The 18,300-nt window shown below is 68.6% G+C and carries 17 protein-coding genes; 9 read left to right on the top strand and 8 right to left on the bottom strand.

Going from position 1 to position 18,300, the window contains the following annotated elements; genetic code table 11:
* The first annotated feature begins 3 nt into the window (after positions 1-3).
* Both GO591_RS10165 and GO591_RS10160 read left to right on the top strand, forming a co-directional pair.
* Positions 4-492: a YflT domain-containing protein gene (locus GO591_RS10165; protein WP_157156715.1), complete on the top strand. Its 489-nt coding sequence runs from the start codon at positions 4-6 to the stop codon at positions 490-492.
* A gap of 28 nt (positions 493-520) precedes the next feature.
* Positions 521-853 carry a carboxymuconolactone decarboxylase family protein gene (locus GO591_RS10160; RefSeq protein ID WP_157156714.1) on the top strand — a complete coding sequence of 111 codons (333 nt, stop codon included), beginning with the start codon at positions 521-523 and terminating at the stop codon, positions 851-853.
* A gap of 142 nt (positions 854-995) precedes the next feature.
* On the opposite strand, the gene GO591_RS10155 is transcribed toward GO591_RS10160, so the two are convergent.
* Both GO591_RS10155 and GO591_RS10150 read right to left on the bottom strand, forming a co-directional pair.
* On the bottom strand, positions 996-2,489 hold the full coding sequence (locus GO591_RS10155; RefSeq protein ID WP_157156713.1) for an aminopeptidase P family protein: 1,494 nt from the start codon (positions 2,487-2,489) through the stop codon (positions 996-998).
* Between the two features lie 11 nt (positions 2,490-2,500).
* Positions 2,501-3,520 carry an endonuclease/exonuclease/phosphatase family protein gene (locus GO591_RS10150; RefSeq protein WP_157156712.1) on the bottom strand — a complete coding sequence of 340 codons (1,020 nt, stop codon included), beginning with the start codon at positions 3,518-3,520 and terminating at the stop codon, positions 2,501-2,503.
* Between the two features lie 74 nt (positions 3,521-3,594).
* On the opposite strand from GO591_RS10150, the gene GO591_RS10145 reads away from it, so the two are divergent.
* A complete protein-coding gene (locus GO591_RS10145) occupies positions 3,595-4,461 on the top strand; it encodes a PHP domain-containing protein (protein ID WP_157156711.1) in 867 nt (288 codons plus the stop codon).
* Positions 4,462-4,653: 192 nt separating this feature from the next.
* Here the strand turns inward: GO591_RS10145 and GO591_RS10140 are convergent, their stop codons facing one another.
* Positions 4,654-6,069: a DEAD/DEAH box helicase gene (locus tag GO591_RS10140; RefSeq protein WP_157156710.1), complete on the bottom strand. Its 1,416-nt coding sequence runs from the start codon at positions 6,067-6,069 to the stop codon at positions 4,654-4,656.
* Between the two features lie 88 nt (positions 6,070-6,157).
* Here GO591_RS10140 and GO591_RS10135 point away from each other — a divergent pair, with 88 nt between their 5' ends.
* Positions 6,158-6,874: a ferritin-like fold-containing protein gene (locus GO591_RS10135; protein WP_157156709.1), complete on the top strand. Its 717-nt coding sequence runs from the start codon at positions 6,158-6,160 to the stop codon at positions 6,872-6,874.
* A 94-nt stretch (positions 6,875-6,968) separates the two neighbouring features.
* On the opposite strand, the gene GO591_RS10130 is transcribed toward GO591_RS10135, so the two are convergent.
* Together GO591_RS10130 and GO591_RS10125 are read right to left on the bottom strand one after the other, a co-directional pair.
* Entirely contained in the window at positions 6,969-7,256 is a 288-nt protein-coding gene (locus GO591_RS10130; RefSeq protein WP_157156708.1) for a hypothetical protein, read from the bottom strand.
* A 2-nt stretch (positions 7,257-7,258) separates the two neighbouring features.
* On the bottom strand, positions 7,259-7,483 hold the full coding sequence (locus GO591_RS10125; RefSeq protein WP_157156707.1) for a DUF3107 domain-containing protein: 225 nt from the start codon (positions 7,481-7,483) through the stop codon (positions 7,259-7,261).
* Between the two features lie 126 nt (positions 7,484-7,609).
* Here GO591_RS10125 and GO591_RS10120 point away from each other — a divergent pair, with 126 nt between their 5' ends.
* Both GO591_RS10120 and GO591_RS10115 read left to right on the top strand, forming a co-directional pair.
* On the top strand, positions 7,610-10,738 hold the full coding sequence (locus tag GO591_RS10120) for an ATP-dependent helicase (RefSeq protein WP_157156706.1): 3,129 nt from the start codon (positions 7,610-7,612) through the stop codon (positions 10,736-10,738).
* The gene (locus tag GO591_RS10115) at positions 10,731-13,994 is read left to right on the top strand and encodes an ATP-dependent helicase (RefSeq protein WP_157156705.1); all 3,264 of its coding nucleotides are present in this window, start codon (positions 10,731-10,733) and stop codon (positions 13,992-13,994) included. The genes GO591_RS10120 and GO591_RS10115 overlap by 8 nt, the downstream gene beginning before the upstream one ends.
* On the opposite strand, the gene GO591_RS10110 is transcribed toward GO591_RS10115, so the two are convergent.
* Positions 13,991-14,335, bottom strand: coding sequence for an ArsR/SmtB family transcription factor (locus GO591_RS10110; protein ID WP_157156704.1), 345 nt, complete (start codon positions 14,333-14,335; stop codon positions 13,991-13,993). The genes GO591_RS10115 and GO591_RS10110 overlap by 4 nt on opposite strands.
* Positions 14,336-14,421: 86 nt before the next feature.
* Between GO591_RS10110 and GO591_RS10105 the strand changes: the two genes are divergently transcribed.
* Positions 14,422-15,729 (top strand): NAD(P)-binding domain-containing protein, encoded by a 1,308-nt coding sequence (locus GO591_RS10105; RefSeq protein WP_157156703.1) that lies wholly within the window; start codon positions 14,422-14,424, stop codon positions 15,727-15,729.
* Between the two features lie 3 nt (positions 15,730-15,732).
* On the opposite strand, the gene GO591_RS10100 is transcribed toward GO591_RS10105, so the two are convergent.
* Positions 15,733-16,029 carry a DUF2568 domain-containing protein gene (locus GO591_RS10100; RefSeq protein WP_157156702.1) on the bottom strand — a complete coding sequence of 99 codons (297 nt, stop codon included), beginning with the start codon at positions 16,027-16,029 and terminating at the stop codon, positions 15,733-15,735.
* 87 nt (positions 16,030-16,116) lie between these two features.
* On the opposite strand from GO591_RS10100, the gene GO591_RS10095 reads away from it, so the two are divergent.
* Positions 16,117-17,112, top strand: a complete 996-nt coding sequence (locus tag GO591_RS10095; protein WP_157156701.1) for a metalloregulator ArsR/SmtB family transcription factor — start codon at positions 16,117-16,119, stop codon at positions 17,110-17,112.
* A gap of 24 nt (positions 17,113-17,136) precedes the next feature.
* Complete coding sequence (locus tag GO591_RS10090) at positions 17,137-17,559, top strand: pyridoxamine 5'-phosphate oxidase family protein (RefSeq protein WP_157156700.1); 423 nt, start codon at positions 17,137-17,139, stop codon at positions 17,557-17,559.
* 35 nt (positions 17,560-17,594) lie between these two features.
* Here GO591_RS10090 and GO591_RS10085 read toward each other — a convergent pair whose 3' ends face one another.
* Complete coding sequence (locus GO591_RS10085) at positions 17,595-18,299, bottom strand: aquaporin (protein ID WP_157156699.1); 705 nt, start codon at positions 18,297-18,299, stop codon at positions 17,595-17,597.
* Between the last annotated feature and the right edge of the window lies 1 nt (position 18,300).

The raw sequence follows: 18,300 nt of genomic DNA, 5'->3' as shown, positions 1-18,300 counted from the left end.
TCAATGACAAACCAGAGTCCGTTCTCACGCCGCACGCCCGCGTTGCCCTCCGTGCCGCGCGGCGACGTGCTCGGTACCTACGAGACCTATGTCGAGGCGCAGAAGGTCGTCGACGTTCTCGCCAAGGCGGACTTCGACGTCAAGAAGCTCTCGATCATCGGCAACGACCTGAAGACCGTCGAGCGGGTCACCGGCAAGCTCAGTTACGGCCGCGCCGCGCTCGCCGGAGCCGCGAGCGGTGCCTGGTTCGGCCTGTTCCTCGGGCTGCTGCTGTTCATCTTCTCGCCGACGCCGAATCTTGCCGTCGTGGCATCCGCCGCCCTGATCGGTGCCGGTTTCGGCATGCTGTTCAGCCTGGCCACCTACGGGCTGAACCGCCGCAAACGCGACTTCACTTCGATGACGCAGGTGCTCGCCACCAACTATCAGATCGTCATCGACCCGAACCTGACCGCGCAGGCGCAGTCGGTGCTCGGCCAGCCGTCGGAATGACCGGCACCTGCTGTGCGTTAAGTCAGACATGAGTGACGAGACAACGCCGCGCGACGACAAGCAGTTCATGCGGAACTACAAGACCAACAGCCCGGACATCCTCGCCGCGTACGCGAACTTCTCGAAGACGGTGTTCGCCGATGATGAGGCCCGCGCCGTGCCCGCGAAGTACCGGGAACTGATGGCCGTCGCCGTCGGCATCGCGAGGCAATGCGAGTACTGCATCGAGTCCCACACGCGCAGCGCTCAGCGCGCCGGCGCGACTGAGGAAGAGATCGCCGAGGCCGTCTGGGTCGCCTCGGCCGTCGGCGCAGGCTCCGCGTACACGCACGGTCGGCTCGCTTTCAAGCACGTGCACTAGTTCAGCCCGTAGATGGTGGGCGGCTTCAGCCCGGCAATAGTGGGCGGCCCTAGCCAAACGGCCCCGCGCCAGCGAACATTCGCTAGCGCGGGGCCGTTTCTATAGCGCCCGGAGGCGGGCGGCTACCGGGTGGCGGGCGAGGCTACTTGACGGATGCCTGAACCCACGCCTCGACCTCGTCCGCAGTCCGCGGAATCGCAGCCGACAGGTTCTCGGCGCCGGTCTCGGTGACCAGGATGTCGTCTTCGATACGCACCCCGATGCCGCGGAACTCCTCGGGCACCGTCAGGTCGTCGGGCTGGAAGTACAGCCCCGGCTCGATCGTGAACACCATCCCGGCTTCAACAATGCCGTCGTGGTAGAAGTCCCGTCGCGCCTGGGCGCAGTCGTGCACATCGAGGCCCAGGTGGTGGCTGGTGCCGTGCACCATGTACCGGCGGTGGTACTGGTGTTCCGGCTCCAGTGACTGCTCGGCGCTGACCGGCAGCAGCCCCCACTCGGCGGTGCGGGCCGCGATCACCTTCATCGCCTCGGCGTGCACCTCGCGGAACCGGATGCCGGGGCGCACGATCGCGAACGCCGCGTCGGCAGCCTCGCGCACGGCCTCGTACACCTTGCGCTGCACCGGCGTGAAGGTGCCGCTGACCGGGAAGGTGCGGGTGATGTCGGCCGTGTACAGGCTGTCCAGTTCGATGCCCGCGTCCAGCAGCACCAGGTCGCCGGGGGAGACCTTGCCGTCGTTCCGGGTCCAGTGCAGGATGCACGCGTGCGGCCCGGCTGCGGCGATGGTGTCGTAGCCGACGGTGTTGCCCTCGGCGCGGGCGCGCCGGTTGAAGGTGCCCTCGACCAGCCGTTCGCCGCGCGGGTGCGCCACAACCTGCGGCAGATCCGCGAAGACGTCGTTGAATCCCTGCCGTGTCGCCTCGACCGCGAGTCGCATCTGGTTGATCTCGTACTCGTCCTTGACCAGGCGCAGCTCGCTCAAATCGCGCGCTAGTTCGTCGTCGAAGTCGGTTTCCGGCGAAGACAGGTCGGTCGGCTCGGCTGTGAGCAGGCGGCGTCCATCGATGTGGTCGGTGATCGCCCGGTCTGCCTCACGGACGACGAGGGTGTCGACATCCGATCGCTCCAGCACGGCGGTCAGCTCGCCCAGGTCCGCGGTGTTCAGCCCCAGTTCGGCGGCGACCTGCGCCAGCGACGGGCGCGGTCCGGTCCAGAACTCGCCGATCTCGGGGTTCGCGTAGAACTCGTCCGAGTCGCGGCCGGCGCTTTCGCGGAAGTACAGCGTCGCCTCATGCCCGTCGGCGGTGGGGCGCAGCACCAGCACCGAGCCGGGAACGGTGTCCGAGCCCCAGCCGGTCAGGTGCGAGAACGCCGAGTGCGCACGGTAGGCGTAGTCGGTGTCGTTCGACCGCTGCTTGGCCGGTCCGGCAGGGATGACCAGGGTCTTGCCGGGGTAGTGTGCGGCGATGCGGATGCGCCGGGCGGCAGCGTAGGCGGCCTGCTCCCGTGGGGCGAGCGTCTCGGCCGGCCGCTCCGCCCAACCCTGCGAGATGTATTGCTTGAAGGTGTCGGATGCCGGGGTGGTTGAACGGTTGGAGGTGGCGCGGGGCGCCTGCGTGGTCGAGTCAGCCATAGTCCTATCTTCTACCCTGTCGTTCCTGCGGTTCGGGTGAGGTGAGCGACGACCGGCCGGTGGTCGCTGCCGTGATCGTCGTGGGAGTCGATGACGCGCATCCCGCTGACCGTCCAGTCCGGCGTTGCCATCACATGGTCGATGGGCGTACCGACCAGGGCGGGCAACGACGTCGGCCAAGTTCCGACCGCGCCGTTTCCGGTGGCCACGGCGGCGTCGACGCAGGTACCGAGGTCGGCGCTGTCCCCGGCCAGATCCTCCATGTGGTCAAGCGTCGCATTGAAGTCACCGGCGACGATGGTGCTGCCGTCGCTGCACAGGCCGGACACCCATTCCAGGTCCGCCCGCCAGTTCCGCATCTGTTGGGGGACCGGCGCGACCGGATGCACCGCGGCAATCACTGGACCGTCACCGTCGTCCGGTCGGGCCACGACGCTCGGCAACACCCGAGTGTCGCCCGCGGATTCGTCCGGGGTGTAGGTGCCGAGGTCTGGGCTGATCAGCAGGGTCGTCGACTGCGCCTTGTATTCGGGGTCGAAGACGCGAGTGTGCACCCACATTGGACGGCCGGAATCGCGCATGATCTTCGCGATTTCGACACCGGTGGCTTCGGTCGTCTCGGGAAGAGCCACGACGTCGGCCTGCTCCGCAACGGCCAGGTCGGCGATCACCTGCGCGCCGGGCGCGTCGCCGAGCGTGTTCCAGGTGAGCACGGTGACGGAGTCGGGCGCGGCGGTATCGGCCGGATTGCCGAAGCCGCGCGTGCCGAGAACGATCGCGGTGACCAGGGCGAAGCCGACGCAGAGGGCGGCCAGCGTGCCGAAGAACCGTCGGGCGGGGCGGAACGCGAGAGCGCCGATGACCAGCGCCAGTGCGGCCAGCGTCGTCCCGGCGAGCAGTGCGCCGCGTGCGGAGACGACCTGGGCGATGATCGGCGCCTGCTCGAGCCCGAACAGCTGCGGCCAGACCGCCACGAGCAGGCATACTGCGGCGATGAGGGTCACGAGAGCGGCGAGCAGGCGGGCGAACATGGCCCTGCGAGCATAACGGCGCGAGTCTGCGCGACCGATGAAAGCGCGCAGGCAAACGCTCCTACGATTGGGGTATGCCGAAGGCCGACCCGTCAATGCTCATTGACCTGCACACTCACTCGAGTGTGTCGGACGGCACCCAGACCCCGACCCAGTTGATGCGCGCGGCCGTTGCCGCCGAACTCGACGTGGTCGCGCTGACCGACCACGACTCGACTGCGGGCTGGCAGGAAGCGATGACCGCGGCATCCGGTACCGGCGTCCTGCTGATCCCCGGGATCGAGCTCAGCACCCGCATCCAATACGCCAGCGTGCACGTGCTCGGTTACCTGTTCGATCCGTTGGATGCCGAGATCGTCGCTGAGACGGCGCGCATCCGGGATGGCCGGCTGCACCGGGCCGAGCGCATCGTCGAACGTCTGGCCGTCGACTACGACCTCACCTGGGACGACGTGCTCGCGCAGTCATCGATGGGGGCGACGATCGGCCGCCCGCACATCGCCGATGCCCTGGTCGCGCGTGGGCACGTGCCGAACCGCAGTGCCGCGTTCGCGAGCATGCTGCACTGGCGCACCGGTTATGTCGAGCCGCACTATGCGCCCAGCCCGCGGGACGGCATCCGGATGATCGCCGAAGCGGGCGGGGTTCCGGTGCTGGCGCATCCGGCGACGCACGGCCGGTCCAGTGTGGTCGCCGAGTCGCACCTGCGGGAGCTGATCGACGTGGGCCTCGCGGGGCTCGAGATCGGGCATCGGGAGAACACCGAGGCGGGGCGCGCGCAATTGCGTCGCTACGCCGAGAAGTACGACCTGATCGTCACCGGGTCGAGCGACTACCACGGTGACGGCAAGCCGAACCGGCTGGCGGAGAACTCCACCGCACCCGACCAGCTGGAGCGAATTCTCGCGCTCGGGTCGGGCTCGGAGCCGTTCCAGGGCTAGCACCCGGCGGGTCCGCGCACCGGAGATCGCTCGCGTGTGTGCCCATCCGGTACATCAGTGCCCGCTCGAGCGGGCACTGACGTACCGAACCGGCACGGACGTACCGAACCGGCACGGACGCACCGAACCGGCACGACGCACCGCGCCGGCCGTTTCTGGCGACGACGGGCGGTGCGGCCGAGCGGCAGGTGGCTACGCTGCGGGCGGCGGCGTCTGCGGAGCGCCCGAGCTCGGCCGACGACGACGCGAGCGACTGCGACGCGCGGGAGCGGTGCCGTCGTGGGTGCCGGCGCCTGCGGGCTTCTGAGGGGCTTCGGCCGTGGCATCCGACCCTCCACCGCCCGACCGGGTGCGATTGCGGCTCCGCGTGCGGGTGCGCTCGGCTTCAGCCTTCGGCTCCCGCTCGACGTGCGGCGCGGCGGGCGTCTTCTTGATGCGGCCCTTGGAACCGTGCGGGATGTTCAGGTCGCTGAACAGGTGCGGGCTCGACGAGTAGGTCTCGGTCGGTTCCGGCTGGCCGAACTCGAGTGCCCGGTTGATCAGCGCCCACTTGTGCAGGTCGTCCCAGTCGACGAAGGTGACCGCGATGCCGGTCTTGCCGGCGCGGCCGGTGCGGCCGACGCGGTGCAGGTAGGCCTTCTCGTCTTCGGGGATGGTGTGGTTGATGACGTGGGTGACGTCGTCCACGTCGATGCCGCGGGCGGCGACATCCGTGGCGATCAGCACGTCCTTCTTGCCCGCCTTGAACGACGCCATCGAGCGCTCACGCGCCTCCTGGCTCATGTCGCCGTGCACCGCCGCGGCGCTGAAGCCGCGGTCGGTGAGCTCCTCGACGATCTTCGAGGCCGCGCGCTTGGTGCGGGTGAAGACCACGGTCTTGCCGCGACCCTCGGCCTGCAGGATGCGGGCGATGACCTCGTCCTTGTCGAGCGAGTGCGCCCGATAGATGAGGTGCTTGATGTTGGCCTGCGTGAGCCCCTCATCGGGGTCGGTCGCGCGGATGTGGATCGGCCGGTTCATGAACCGACGCGCCAGCGCAACCACGGGGCCCGGCATCGTCGCCGAGAACAACATGGTGTGCCGGGTCGGGTCGGTCTGCGCGAACAGCTTCTCGACGTCGGGCAGGAAGCCCAGATCGAGCATCTTGTCGGCCTCGTCGAGCACCATCACCTTGACGTTCTTCAAGCTGAGCAGCCGTTGACCGGCGAGGTCGAGCAATCGGCCGGGCGTGCCGACGACGATCTGCGCTCCGGCCTTGAGCTGGGCCACCTGGCCCTCGTAGGCCTTACCGCCGTAGATAGCGACGATGCTGGTGGGGCGGTTGGATGTCGCCAGCTCGAGATCCTCGGACACCTGCACCGCGAGCTCGCGGGTCGGCACCACGACGAGGGCTTGCACACCGGGTTCGGGATCGGCGCCGAGGCGCTGCACGAGCGGGAGCCCGAAACCGAACGTCTTGCCGGTGCCGGTCTTCGCCTGACCGATGATGTCCTGGCCGCCGAGCGCGAGTGGGATGGTCTGGGTTTGAATGGGGAAGGGCTCGATGATGCCCTTGCTTGCGAGAGCATCGACCAAGTCTTGTTCGATGCCCAGTTCACTGAAAGTCAAATGGATACGCCTGTCGTATATAAGAGGAAAGCTGATTCAGTTTAGCCGCCGTCACGGGCGCCCGACGGCAGGGCCGTATGCTGGGCCCGTGGTGAATTGGTTCAGTCGTGCGCGCGCCCGCATAGAAGCGCCCACGGTGAAGCCCCGATCCACTGTCTCCTCGGCCGCTCGTGTCGAGCTTTCGGAGCTTGCCCCGAACATTCTCGACTACCTGGGCCAGGTCGCCTACCTTCAGCTGTCGAGCTTCGAAGCGCTGTCGTTGACGGTGATCGCCGCGCCCACCACTGAGGCCAAGCGCGCCCTCGCCGAGGCGGCGCGGTTGGCGCTGAACAAGCACCACGAGCTGGTGCGGGCGATTGAACGCCGTGGCAAGTCGGCGGTCGAGCTGATGGACCGCTCCGCGGCGCGGATCGACGAGTTCCGCCGGCTGGTCCGCGGCGACGACTGGCACGAGATGCTGATGACGGCATACGTCACCAGCGGGTTCCTCGACGACTTCTTCGTCGGCCTTGCCGGCGGGCTGACCGGGCACGACGCGGAAAAGGCGATCGAGGTGCTGTCGGGCGACTCAGCCGAAGAGGCCCTGTTCGAGCAGCTGCGAATCGCCATCGAGGCGGATGAGGCGCTGGCCTCGCGCCTGGCGATGTGGGGTCGCCGGTTGATGGGCGACACGATCCTGCTGGCGCGCGAGTCGCTCGTCTACTCCGAGGATCACGACAGCGACGAGGCCCGCATCGAGCCGGTGCTGACCGAACTGATCGCGACGCACACCCGCCGGATGGACGCGCTGGGCCTCACCGCGTAGTCGGCCAGATCTCGGCAGGCTCGATCAGCGGGTTGAGGCTCGATCGGCGGGTTGGAGCGCGATCAGCGGGTTTGCGGGATCCGGATGCTGCGGCCTACAGCCCGAGCGAGTGACGCAGTCGCGTGTCGTCGGCGTGTCGTGCGCGCGGGAGCAGCAGAGCGACAGCGCCAGCAGCCAGCACGGCTGCGGCGATGGAGATCACCCAGATCCAGCCGCCGTCAAAGGTGAAGCCGAGCCACAGCAATGCCACCCAGACCACCATGCCGACCGCGGTTGCCACTGCTGGCAGCAGCACCACGCCGTAGGTGTTCCGGCCCGGGATCAGGTACCGGATGCCCAGGCCCAACGCGGCGACGATCACCGCGACGAACAGCAGCTCCATGGTTAGGCGACGAAACCGACGCGGTGGCTCACTTCGGTGCCCACCTCGATGTATGCGAACGCAGCGGTCGGCACGATGTAGACCTTGCCCTTGTCGTCGCTGATGCGAATCAGCGGGCTGCCCGTCTCGAGCGCCGACGAGACGATCGACTCGACCTCAGCCGAAGTCTGCGAAGTCTCAAAGCTCAGTTCACGGGGAGTGTTGGCGATACCGATTCGAATGTCCACGACGCCAACATTACGACAGAACGGATGCCGCCCATTTCGCCGTTCACTGTTGGCGGAACCGGCGGAGTGGGCGACACCGGCGGGGTCTGCGCGGCGATGTCGGTCGCCGCCGATACCGTTTGAGGCATGGCAGTGCGCGGCTTCGACCCTTCCCGAACGCTCGGCCCCGCGCACCCCTTGACCCTCGACTCGACCCAGCAGGCGGTGCTCGCCTTGCCGGACGACGAGTCCGCGGCGATCCTCGGCGCGCCGGGCAGCGGCAAGACCAGCACCATCGTCGAACTCGTCGCCGACCGGGTGCACAGCCGCGGCTGGGCGGCCGATGATCTGCTGGTCCTCGCTCCGACCCGCGCCGCGGCGACCCGGTTGCGTGACCGCATCGCTGTGCGCCTGGGCGTGCCGACGAACGGTCCGCTCGCGCGCACGGCCAACTCGGTCGCCTTCGAACTGGTGCGGCACGCGGCCGCTGCCGACGGCGCCGCGCCGCCGGTGCTGCTCACCGGAGGCGACCAGGACCGCATCATCAAAGACCTGCTCGCCGGCCACGTCGAGGCGGGCGCCGGACCGGAGTGGCCCGAGATCCTCGGCCCCGACGTGCGGGCGCTCCGCGGGTTCCGCACCGAACTGCGGGAACTGCTCATGCGTGCGACGGAATACGGCATCACGCCGGAGCGGATGCGGGACCTCGGCCGCCGGCATGAGCGCGCCGAGTGGCTCGCCACTGCCGACTTCATCGACGAGTACCTCCAGGTGCTAGCCACGTCCGGCGACGCGGTCGTCGACGCCGCGGAACTGCTTGCCTTCGCGGCAGCCACACTCCGCCGCGCCGAGGTCGCGCCATCCGTGGACCGGCTGCGCCTCGTGATCGTCGACGACCTGCAGGAGGCGACCCAGTCGACGCTCGGCCTGCTGCGCGCCCTCGCCGCCCGCGGCGTGGCGGTCATCGCCTTCGGTGATCCGGATGTCGCCACTAGCGCGTTCCGCGGGGGAGAGCCCGACGCCCTGGGCCTCCTGCAGACCAAGCTGAACCTGCCCGACGCCCGCACCCTCGTGCTCGGCCACGTGCACCGGCAACCGGCCGTGCTGCGCACGCTCACCCAGTCGATCACCGCGCGTATCGGCACGGCCGCCGCCGGGCAACAGCGCGCCGCCTCGGTGTTCACCGGATCCGGACCTGCCGCAGCATCCGACGCCATTCTGCTGGTTGAGGAGCCGACTCCGTCCCGCGAGATCTCCGCGGTCGCGCGAGTGCTGCGTGAGCACCACCTGCTGGGCGGGGTCGCCTTCTCGGACATGGTCGTCATCGCCCGCTCCGGCGCCCAGCTGCCCGGCATTGCCCGGGCACTCGCGCTGGCCGAGGTGCCCACCCGCACGCTGGCCGGTGGCCGCGCGCTGCGCGATGACCTCGCCGCCCGCAGCCTGCTCGCCGTGATCGACGTCGGCATCGGCCGCGCCGAGCTGACCGCCACGGTGGCCGCGGAGCTGCTGCAGGGGCCGTTCGGCGGACTCGACCGACTTAGCCTTCGCCGGCTGCGGCTGGCGCTGCGCACCGAAGAACTCGCTGGTGGCGGCAACCGGTCCAGCGATGAACTGCTCATCGAGGCACTGGCCGCCCCAGGCCGGTTCACCACCATCGACCACCGGATCGGCCGTGCCGCCGAACGGCTCGCAGTGACCCTGCACCAGCTGCGAGAACGCCACGAGGCCGGCGACTCGATCGAGGAACTGCTCTGGCTGGTCTGGGAACGCAGCCGACTGGCCCCCACCTGGTTCGAGCAGGCGCTCAGCGCCGGCGTCACCGCGGCCGAGGCGAACCGCAATCTGGACGGCATCATGGCCGTGTTCACGGCCGCCCGCCGGTTCGTGGAGCGTGAACCCGAACGGCCACCGCGCGCCTTCCTCGATACCCTGTTCGACGCTGAGGTCCCCGAGGACACCCTCGCCCCGCAGCAGGCGGATGACGCCGTACTGGTCACGACGCCGAACGGCGCGGTCGGCGCCGAGTTCGAGATCGCCGTCGTCGCCGGTGTGCAGGAGGGCGTCTGGCCCAACCTGCGCGTGCGCGGTTCGCTGCTGTTCCCCGACCAGCTCGTCGACGCCGTCACCGGGGTCGACTCGGCGACCGTCGACGCCCGCAAACAGGTGGTCAGCGACGAACTGCGGATGTTCGCGCTCGCAGTCAGTCGGGCGCGCCGACAGGTGATCATCACCGCGCAGGTCAGCGAAGACTCCGCCCGCAGCAGCTTCTTCAGCCTCATCCCCGACGTCGACCGGCTGCCCCGGGTGGCCGGCCGCGCGCCGCTGTCGCTGCGCGGGCTGACCGGCGCGCTGCGGCGTGAGTTGGTCACCGGCAACGACCGGCAACGGCAGGCCGCGGCATCCGCGCTGGCCCGATTGTCCGCGGAGCGGGTGCCCGGAGCCGACCCGATCGACTGGCACGGCCTGCTCGACCCGTCGACGACTGAGCCGCTGTTCGGCGACGACCCGGTGCCGGTATCGCCATCGAAGCTGGAAGCCTTCGAGAAGTCACCGTTGGACTGGTTCATCGACTCGGTTGCGGGCAGCCAGCCCTCCACCGCGATGGGTATCGGCACGGTGCTGCACTGGGCTATGGAAACCGCCACCGACCCGGGAATCGACGAACTCTGGCGCGCAGTGGAGAGTCGCTGGGGCGAGCTCTCGTTCGAGGCGCCCTGGCTCGGCGAAGCGCAGAAGGCCACAGCGCGCACCCTGGTCGCCGGGATCGCCGAGTACCTGGCAGACTTCAACCGCGACAGCAAGCAACTCATCGCGGCAGAGGGGCGCTTCGGCCTGGATCTGGAACCGGCGCGGCTGAACGGCTCGATCGACCGGGTCGAACGGGCGCCGGATGGCTCCGTGGTGATTGTCGACCTGAAGACCGGCTCGCCGATCACCCGGCAGGACGACATCGACGCCCACGCCCAACTGCTGGCCTACCAGCTGGCGTACGCGGAAGGCCGGTTCGACGACCTGCTCGCCGAGCACGGCGCCCACCGCGCCGGCGGCGCGAAGCTGCTGTACGTCAAGAAGGGCGTGCGCGGGAAGCTCTACCGCGAGGGCGTGCAGGCGCCACTCAGCGACGAGCAACTCGAGGGCTTCAGGCAGCGGGTGCGACAGGTGGCGACGGCAATGGCGGCCGCCACATTTGAGGGAACGGTAGAGATCGACCAGTGGGCACAGGGCAACACCACCAGCATGCGACTGCACCGGGTGAAGGCGGTGTCCAGTGACTAACACCGAATCGCTGGTCGAGCCGAATTCGCTGGTCGAACCGCGTCCGCTGGTCGAGCCTGCCGAGACCCACACTCCGGTCAGTGCCAATGACATAGCCGACGCCCTCGGCCGACCTCGCCCTACCGAGCAGCAGCGGGCGGTGATCGAGGCAGGCCTCGACCCGGCACTGGTGATCGCCGGAGCCGGATCCGGCAAGACCGAAACGATGGCGAACCGGGTGCTCTGGCTGCTTGCCAACGGACTGGTCGAGCCGGGGCAGATCCTCGGCCTGACCTTCACCCGCAAGGCCGCGGGGGAGCTGTCGGCACGCATCCGCGAGCGGATCCGCGCGCTCGCCGACAACGACCTGATCCGGGTTGACGCGGGCCTGGCACCGCTGCTCGCGGTGCCCTACGACGAGTTCGACCCGCCGAACGTGGCCACCTACAACTCGTTCGCGAACACCATCTTCCGCGATAATGCGATCCTGCTCGGCCGGGAAAGCGACGGCGCGGTGCTCGGCGAAGCAGCCGCCTGGCAGTTGGCCCGCCGGGTGGTGATCGAAAGCCGCGACCCGCGGCTGGCCGGCCTCGGCCGCAGCGTCGATCAGATCACTCGCGCGGTGCTCACCCTCAGCCAGTCGCTCGGCGAGAACATCGCCGACGCCGCCGACGTGCGCCGCTTCGCCGAGGACTTCACCGGCATCGCCGACCTTCCGGCCGGCGGCCGGGGCGCCTACGCCGACGTCGACGAGATGGCGAAGACCGTCGGTGGGCTGCCCGTGGTGCTCGACGCCGCCGAACGGTACGCCGCTGCCAAGAAGGAACGCGGCTTCGTTGAATACTCCGACCAGGTGGCCCTCGCCCTCGAAGTGGTCCGCACCGTGCCGACGGTGGCGACCGACTTCCGTGACCGCTACCGGGTCGTCCTGCTCGACGAGTACCAGGACACCTCGGTGGTGCAGACCTGGCTGCTCGCCGCCCTGTTCGCGAAGCATCCGGTGATGGCGGTCGGTGACCCGAACCAGTCGATTTACGGATGGCGCGGGGCGAGCGCCGCGAACTTGGAGCAGTTCGCCACCCAGTTCGCCGGCGGCACCGCGAGCACGTACTCGTTGACCACGAGCTGGCGAAACGGACGCGACATCCTGCGCTCGGCGAACACCATCGTGGCGCCGCTGGTGCCCGAGACCCGGGTGCCGGTGGCCCGGCTGGAAGCATCGTTCACCGCCACTGACGTCCCAGTCGACGTCATCTTCGAGGAGACCGTGGAGGCGGAGGCCGAGGCTGCTGCGGCCTGGCTCAAGCAGAAACTCAGCCGGGGCGGCGAGAACGCCACCGCGGCGATGCTGTTCCGCACCCGCAAGTCGCAGCAGTACTTCCTCGACGCGTTGCGCAAGGCGGAGGTGCCGTACCACGTGCTCGGCATCGGCGGTCTGATGGCCGAACCCGAGATCGCCGACCTGGTCAGCGCGCTCACCGTGCTGCACGATCCGGCCGCCGGTTCCGAGCTGGTGCGGCTGCTCGCCGGATCCCGCTGGCGAATCGGCGTGAAGGATTTGCACGCGCTCAGCCGGGTCGCTTCCTGGCTGCGCGACCGCGACCTGGCCCAACAGCCCCTCGATGACGATGTGCGCGAGCAATTGCGTGACTCAGTCGCCGACGGCGAGGGCGGCTCGATCATCGACGCCCTCGACTTCGTCGCGCACGCGAAACCCTGCCACGGCCAGTTGGCCGCGTTCAGCGAGGCCGGGCTTCAGCGGTTGCGGCACGCCGGCCTCACCCTTGAACGGCTCCGCGGGCGCGCCGGCGGAGACCTGCTCGATCTGGTCACCGTTGTCGAGCAGGAGCTGTTGCTCGACATCGAGACGGCCGCCAACGAGACCCACACCACGGGCCGCGCGGCGATGGAGGCATTCTTCGACGCGCTCTCGGGCTACCTGGCCATCGACGACACCGCGAATCTCGGCGGCTTCCTCGGCTGGCTGCGGGAAGCCGAATGGCGCGAGGGGCTCGCCCCGCGTCCGGAGGATCCGGAGCCGGGCACCGTGCAGGTGCTCACCATTCACGGTTCGAAGGGCCTCGAGTGGGACCACGTCGTGGTGCCGCGGATGGTTGTCGACGAACTGCCCGCCCGTTCCCGTGACGGCTCCGGCGGCTGGATCAGCTTCGGGGCGTTGCCCTGGCCGTTCCGCGGCGATGCCGCCGACATGCCCGAGTTCGACTGGCAGATCGCCGAGACCCGCAAGGAACTGGTCGACCTGAAGAAGCAGTTCGCCGAGGCGGTGAAGCACCGCCACGAGCTCGAGGAACGCCGGCTCGCGTACGTCGCAGTCACCCGCGCCCGGCATTCGCTGCTGATGAGCGGCTCGTTCTGGGCGACGCAGACGAAGCCGCGCACCCCGAGCCCGTACCTGATCGAGTTGCAAAGTCACGGCGTGATCGCCGAACTGCCGGACGCCAGCCAGTTCGAGGAGAACCCGCTCGGCGACCGCATCAGTCTGTTCTCCTGGCCGCGGGACCCGCTCGGCGACCGCCGCCCGGCGCTCGAAGCCGCCGCCGAACGAGTGCGCAGCGCGCTGCCCGACCAGGCCGGCGTCTGGCAGCGCGAACTCGACCTGCTGCTCGAGGAACGCCGCCGCCGACTGGACGGCGCCGAGCGGATGCCCCTGCCAGGGCGGGTACCGGCGAGCCGGTTCAAGGACTTCGTCACCGACCCGGCTGCGGTCGCGGCATCCCTTCGCCGTCCGATGCCGGAACGACCGTACCGAGCGACCCGGCTCGGCACTCTGTTCCACACCTGGGTCGAGCAGCGTTACGGCGTCGGCGGCACCGCGGAGACCATCGACGCGCTCGCCACGGAACTCGATGTCGATGACGCACCCATCGACGAGGCGGAACTGGTGAGGCTGCAGGGGATCTTCGAGCGTTCCCCGTGGGCTACCCGGACCCCGGTTGATGTCGAACGGGAGATCCACCTGGTGCTGGATGGCCAAGTCGTGGTGTGCAAGATCGACGCGGTCTACGCCGACGGTGACGGATTCCAGGTCGTCGACTGGAAGACCGGCAAGGCGCCCCGGGATGCCGCGGACCTTGAGAACAAGCAGCTGCAGCTGGCGCTCTATCGGCTCGCGTATGCGAAGTGGAGGGGCATCGACCCTGCGCTGATCTCAGCGGTGTTCTACTACGTCAGCGACGACCGGGTCATCGAGCCGGAGCGGATCTTCGAGGAAGACGAACTAGTCGCCCTCTGGCGTCAGGCGCTGCATTCCGACTAAACCGTCACAAGCAACCGCGACACCGAGTCGAGCGCACCGGGCACGAGCGCGTAGTACGCCCAGGTGCCCCGCTTCGACCGGGTCAGGAAGCCGGCGTCCACGAGCACCTTGAGGTGGTGCGAAACCGTCGGCTGGCTCAGTCCGAGCGGTTCTGTCAGGTCGCACACGCACGCCTCCGCGCCGTCGGACGCGGCCACGATTGAGATCAGCCGAAGCCGAGCAGGGTCGGCGAGGGCCTTCAGCGCACGGGCCAGGCCGTCGGCGTTCTCGGCGTCGAGCGTCTCGCGGGTCAGGGGCGCGCAGCACGCGGTCACGTCGGTGACGGGCAGCATGATCGTCATGTGTCGAGACTACATTGACAACCATCGATATAGGTGGCCATACTCGCTTCATCGACATTCATCGATGAAGCTGAAGGAGTGCCCTGATGACCCTCGTCGACCTTGCGACACCGACTGCACGTCCGTCCCGATTGGATGGGCTTCCGATCGCCATCATCGGCGGCGGACCGATCGGCCTCGCTGCCGGAGCGCAGCTGCTTGAGCGAGGAGTCGACTTCGTCATCTACGAAGCGGGCGACACGGTTGCCGCGAGCATGGAACTCTGGGCGCACATCCGATTGTTCTCGCCGTGGGAGCTGCTCGTCGACAAGGCCGCAGCCAGACTGCTCGAGACTGCGGGGTGGCAGGCACCGCCCGCCACGGCGTTGCCGACCGCCCGTGAGGTGATCGACGGCTATCTCGCGCCGCTCGCTGCACTGCCGGAGATCGCCTCGCGCGTCCGATTCGGCGTCGAGGTGGTCGCGGTCTCTCGCGAGGGGATGGACCGCACCCGCACTGCCGGCCGCGCCGAAGCGCCATTCGTGCTCCGCACCGTTCACCGCGACGGTCACGTAGCCGACATCACCGCTCGCGCGGTGATCGATGCCTCCGGCACCTACCGCACCGCGAACAGTCTCGGCTCGAGCGGACTCGACCCGCTCGGCGCGCGGGAGGTCGCCGACCTGGTCAGCCACGCCCTGCCCGATGTGCTCGGAGCGGAGCGCGCTCGATTCGCGGGGAAGCGCGTGTTGGTCGTCGGTGCCGGACACTCGGCGGCGAACACGCTGTTGAGCCTTGCCGCCCTCTCCGGCGAGTCCGCCGGGACGACGGTCTTCTGGGGTATCCGGAATGAAAATGCAGTGCGAGTGTTCGGGTCCGCCGATGATGAGCTCACGGCCCGCGCATCCCTGGGCTCGGCGGTGCACGGGCTCGTTGAGCGCGGCGATATCCGCCTGGTCGACCGGTTCGAGATTGTTGCGCTGGAGCGCCGCGGGAACGGCGTGCGGGTGACCGGCAACCGAGCGGGCGGTGTCGAAACCATCGATGTCGACGTTGTGGTGAACGCCACCGGGTTCCGGCCGGAGCTCGGGATGCTCCGCGAGATCCGCCTCGACCTCGACGAGGTGGTCGAGGCACCGCGTGGGATCGCGCCGCTGATCGACCCGAATGTGCACAGTTGTGGCACCGTCGAGCCGCACGGGTTCCGGGAACTGCAGCAGCCGGAACCGAAATTCTTCATCGCCGGGATGAAGAGCTACGGCCGCGCCCCGACCTTCCTGCTGGCCACCGGTTATGAGCAGGTGCGTTCGATCGCTGCCTGGCTCGCGGGCGATCTGGCGTCGGCCAGCGTCGTGCAGCTCAGCCTGCCGGCAACCGGCGTGTGCTCTACCGGCGCACCGGATGGCTGCTGCTGACCCTCACTCGGAGTACTGCCCGGTCACCAGCAGAAGCACCTCGATGACGACCGCAGCAGAGCCGAGCGCGACCGCCAGGCAAGGCTGTCCGGATGCCCACAGTGCGAGTGCTGCCAGCCCGAACACCGCGAGCTGAGTGATCACCAGCCACGGCTCTACAACGGCCGGAACCGCCAGAGCCAGGACCCAGCGCAGGATGCCGATGTCCGTGAGGTGGTAGCCCCAGTAACCCACCGCGACCAGCGAGGCGAGTTCGACCAGGAACTTGAGCAAGAGGACGACACCCACCACAACCGACACCGAAACACCTTTCCTAATGACGTTAGGGTTAAAGCTAACATAGCTCGATAGGCCGCTCAGGGCGACGGGTTGAATAGACTCTGGTCTATGGATACGGCGGTGGCCCTCGGCCGAGACAGCGCGGAGCGTCTTGCCCGGACGCTGCGCGCAGTTGCCGATCCGACCAGGTTGCAGCTGCTCAGCCGCATCATCGGCAGCGTCAACGGTGAAGCGCTGGTCGGCGAACTGGCCGACGCACTGAAGCTCACCCAGCCGACGGTGAGCCACCACATGCGGGTGATGGTCGAGGACGGCCTGCTGCAACGCGAGAAGCGCGGCCGGCAAGTCTGGTACTCGATCGTGCCCGCGCGGCGCCGCGAGATCGTCGACACTGTGCTCGGCGCGGTCGCCGGGCAGCCCGTCGAGGCTCGCGCCGAGCTCACCGAACTGCTCACTGCCGCGGGCCTTCCCGACACGGCAAACCTTGACTCGCTTCCTCCGGTCGTCGGTCGCATCGCCACCGACCTGGCGGACCGCTTCGCCGGCACCTTCTCGGCCGAAACCGTCGCCAAGTACGTCGCGCAGAGCTATGCCCTGTTGGAAGCCCGAGCCGGGGAATCCGCACTGCTACCCTCGCTGGCCTCCCAGTTCGCCGCCGACCGATTGACCGCGTTGGCCACCGCCGCCTCGGTCGTTCCGCGCGACGTGCCCGAGGTGCTGTTCGTCTGTGTGCAGAATGCCGGCCGGTCTCAGCTGGCCGCCGCACTACTACGGTCGCTCGGCGGTGATCGGGTGCGCGTGCGTACCGCGGGCTCCGAGCCGGCGGCATCCGTCCACCCGGTCGTGATCGACGCGCTCGACGAGATCGGGGTGCCGCTGCACGCCGACTTCCCGAAGCCGCTCACCGACGAGGTCGTGCGTGCCGCCGACTACGTGATCACGATGGGCTGCGGGGATGCCTGCCCGGTCTATCCGGGTCGCCGCTATCTCGACTGGGATCTTCAGGATCCGGTCGGTCAGCCGGCGGAAACAGTGCGAGGCATCCGCGACGACATCGAGCGTCGCGTCCGTGGGCTGCTCGAGGACATCACCGCCGGAAACTAGTACCCAGCGGCCATCTGGGACAATATGCGGGTGCCTTCGTGGAAACCTGAGTGGACGAACTTCCCATCCCTCCTCCTGAATTTCTGGACCGAGCGGCACCTCTGCACTCTCGCCTCCGTTCGCGCCGACGGTAGACCGCACCTTGTCCCGGTCGGTGTAGCGCTGGATTTGGAGGAGCAGTGTGCGTGGGTGATCACCAACGAACACTCGCGCAAGGTTCAGCACATAACCGCCGACGACCGGGTCGCCGCATGCCAGGTGAGCGGGCGGCACTGGTCGACGATCGAGGGCGCAGCCCGGGTCGTGACCGATGAGGTCTCAGTCGCCCGCGCCGTGTCCTGCTATTCCGCGCGCTATCGCGAACCCCAGCCGAATCCTTCCCGGGTCGCCCTGCGAATCGAGGTCGACCGCTTCCTGATGTCGTCCGGCTTCATGCCGACCAGCTGAGTCGGCCGGGTGAGTCGAATTGCGTGCGCGGGGCGCTAGACCGTCTCGCCCATGGTCGCCGGCTCCGCGCGGCGGGCGGATGTCCCATACAGCGCCCGCACGACGAGAAAGCCGAGCGCCCCGCCGACCAGCTGCGCCGCGATGAACCCCGGCGCGGAGCCGGGGTCGATGCCGGCGAAGGTATCCGAGAAGATGCGGCCGATCGTGATCGCCGGGTTCGCGAAGCTCGTCGAGCTGGTGAAGTAGTAGGCCGCCGTGATGTAGGCGCCGACGGCGGTGGGCACCCAGGACGAACGGCCGGTCTGGGTGAGCGCAAAGATCACCATCACAAGCCCTGCGGTTGCCACCACTTCGGCCGCTGCCGTGGCGCCAGTGAGTCGCTCGTTCGCGCTGATGGAGATCACATCCAGGTCGAACATCACGTTGGCGAGCATCGCCCCGGCGATGCATCCGATGATCTGGACGGGAATATAGGCCGCCGCATCCCGCCAGGCTCGCTCGCCGAAACCGGCGTCGACCAGGCTCACTACCGGGTTGAAATGTGCGCCACTGGCGGGCGCGAAGATCAGGATGAGTGCGAAAAGGCCCGCCCCGGTGACGAGGGCGTTCTGCAACAACTGCAGGCCGGCATCCTCGGATAGTCGAGAGGCGGCGATGCCGGAGCCGATGACGACGGCGGCCAGCAGCGCGCTGCCCAGGAATTCGGCGAGCAAGCGGCGGGGGAGTGTGATCTTAGGCACC

Origin of the sequence: Diaminobutyricimonas sp. LJ205 (assembly GCF_009755725.1) — a bacterium.
Lineage (GTDB): Bacteria > Actinomycetota > Actinomycetes > Actinomycetales > Microbacteriaceae > Ruicaihuangia.
The sequence above is the reverse complement of the archived record's forward strand: the minus strand, read 5'-3'. Positions and strand labels throughout refer to the sequence as shown.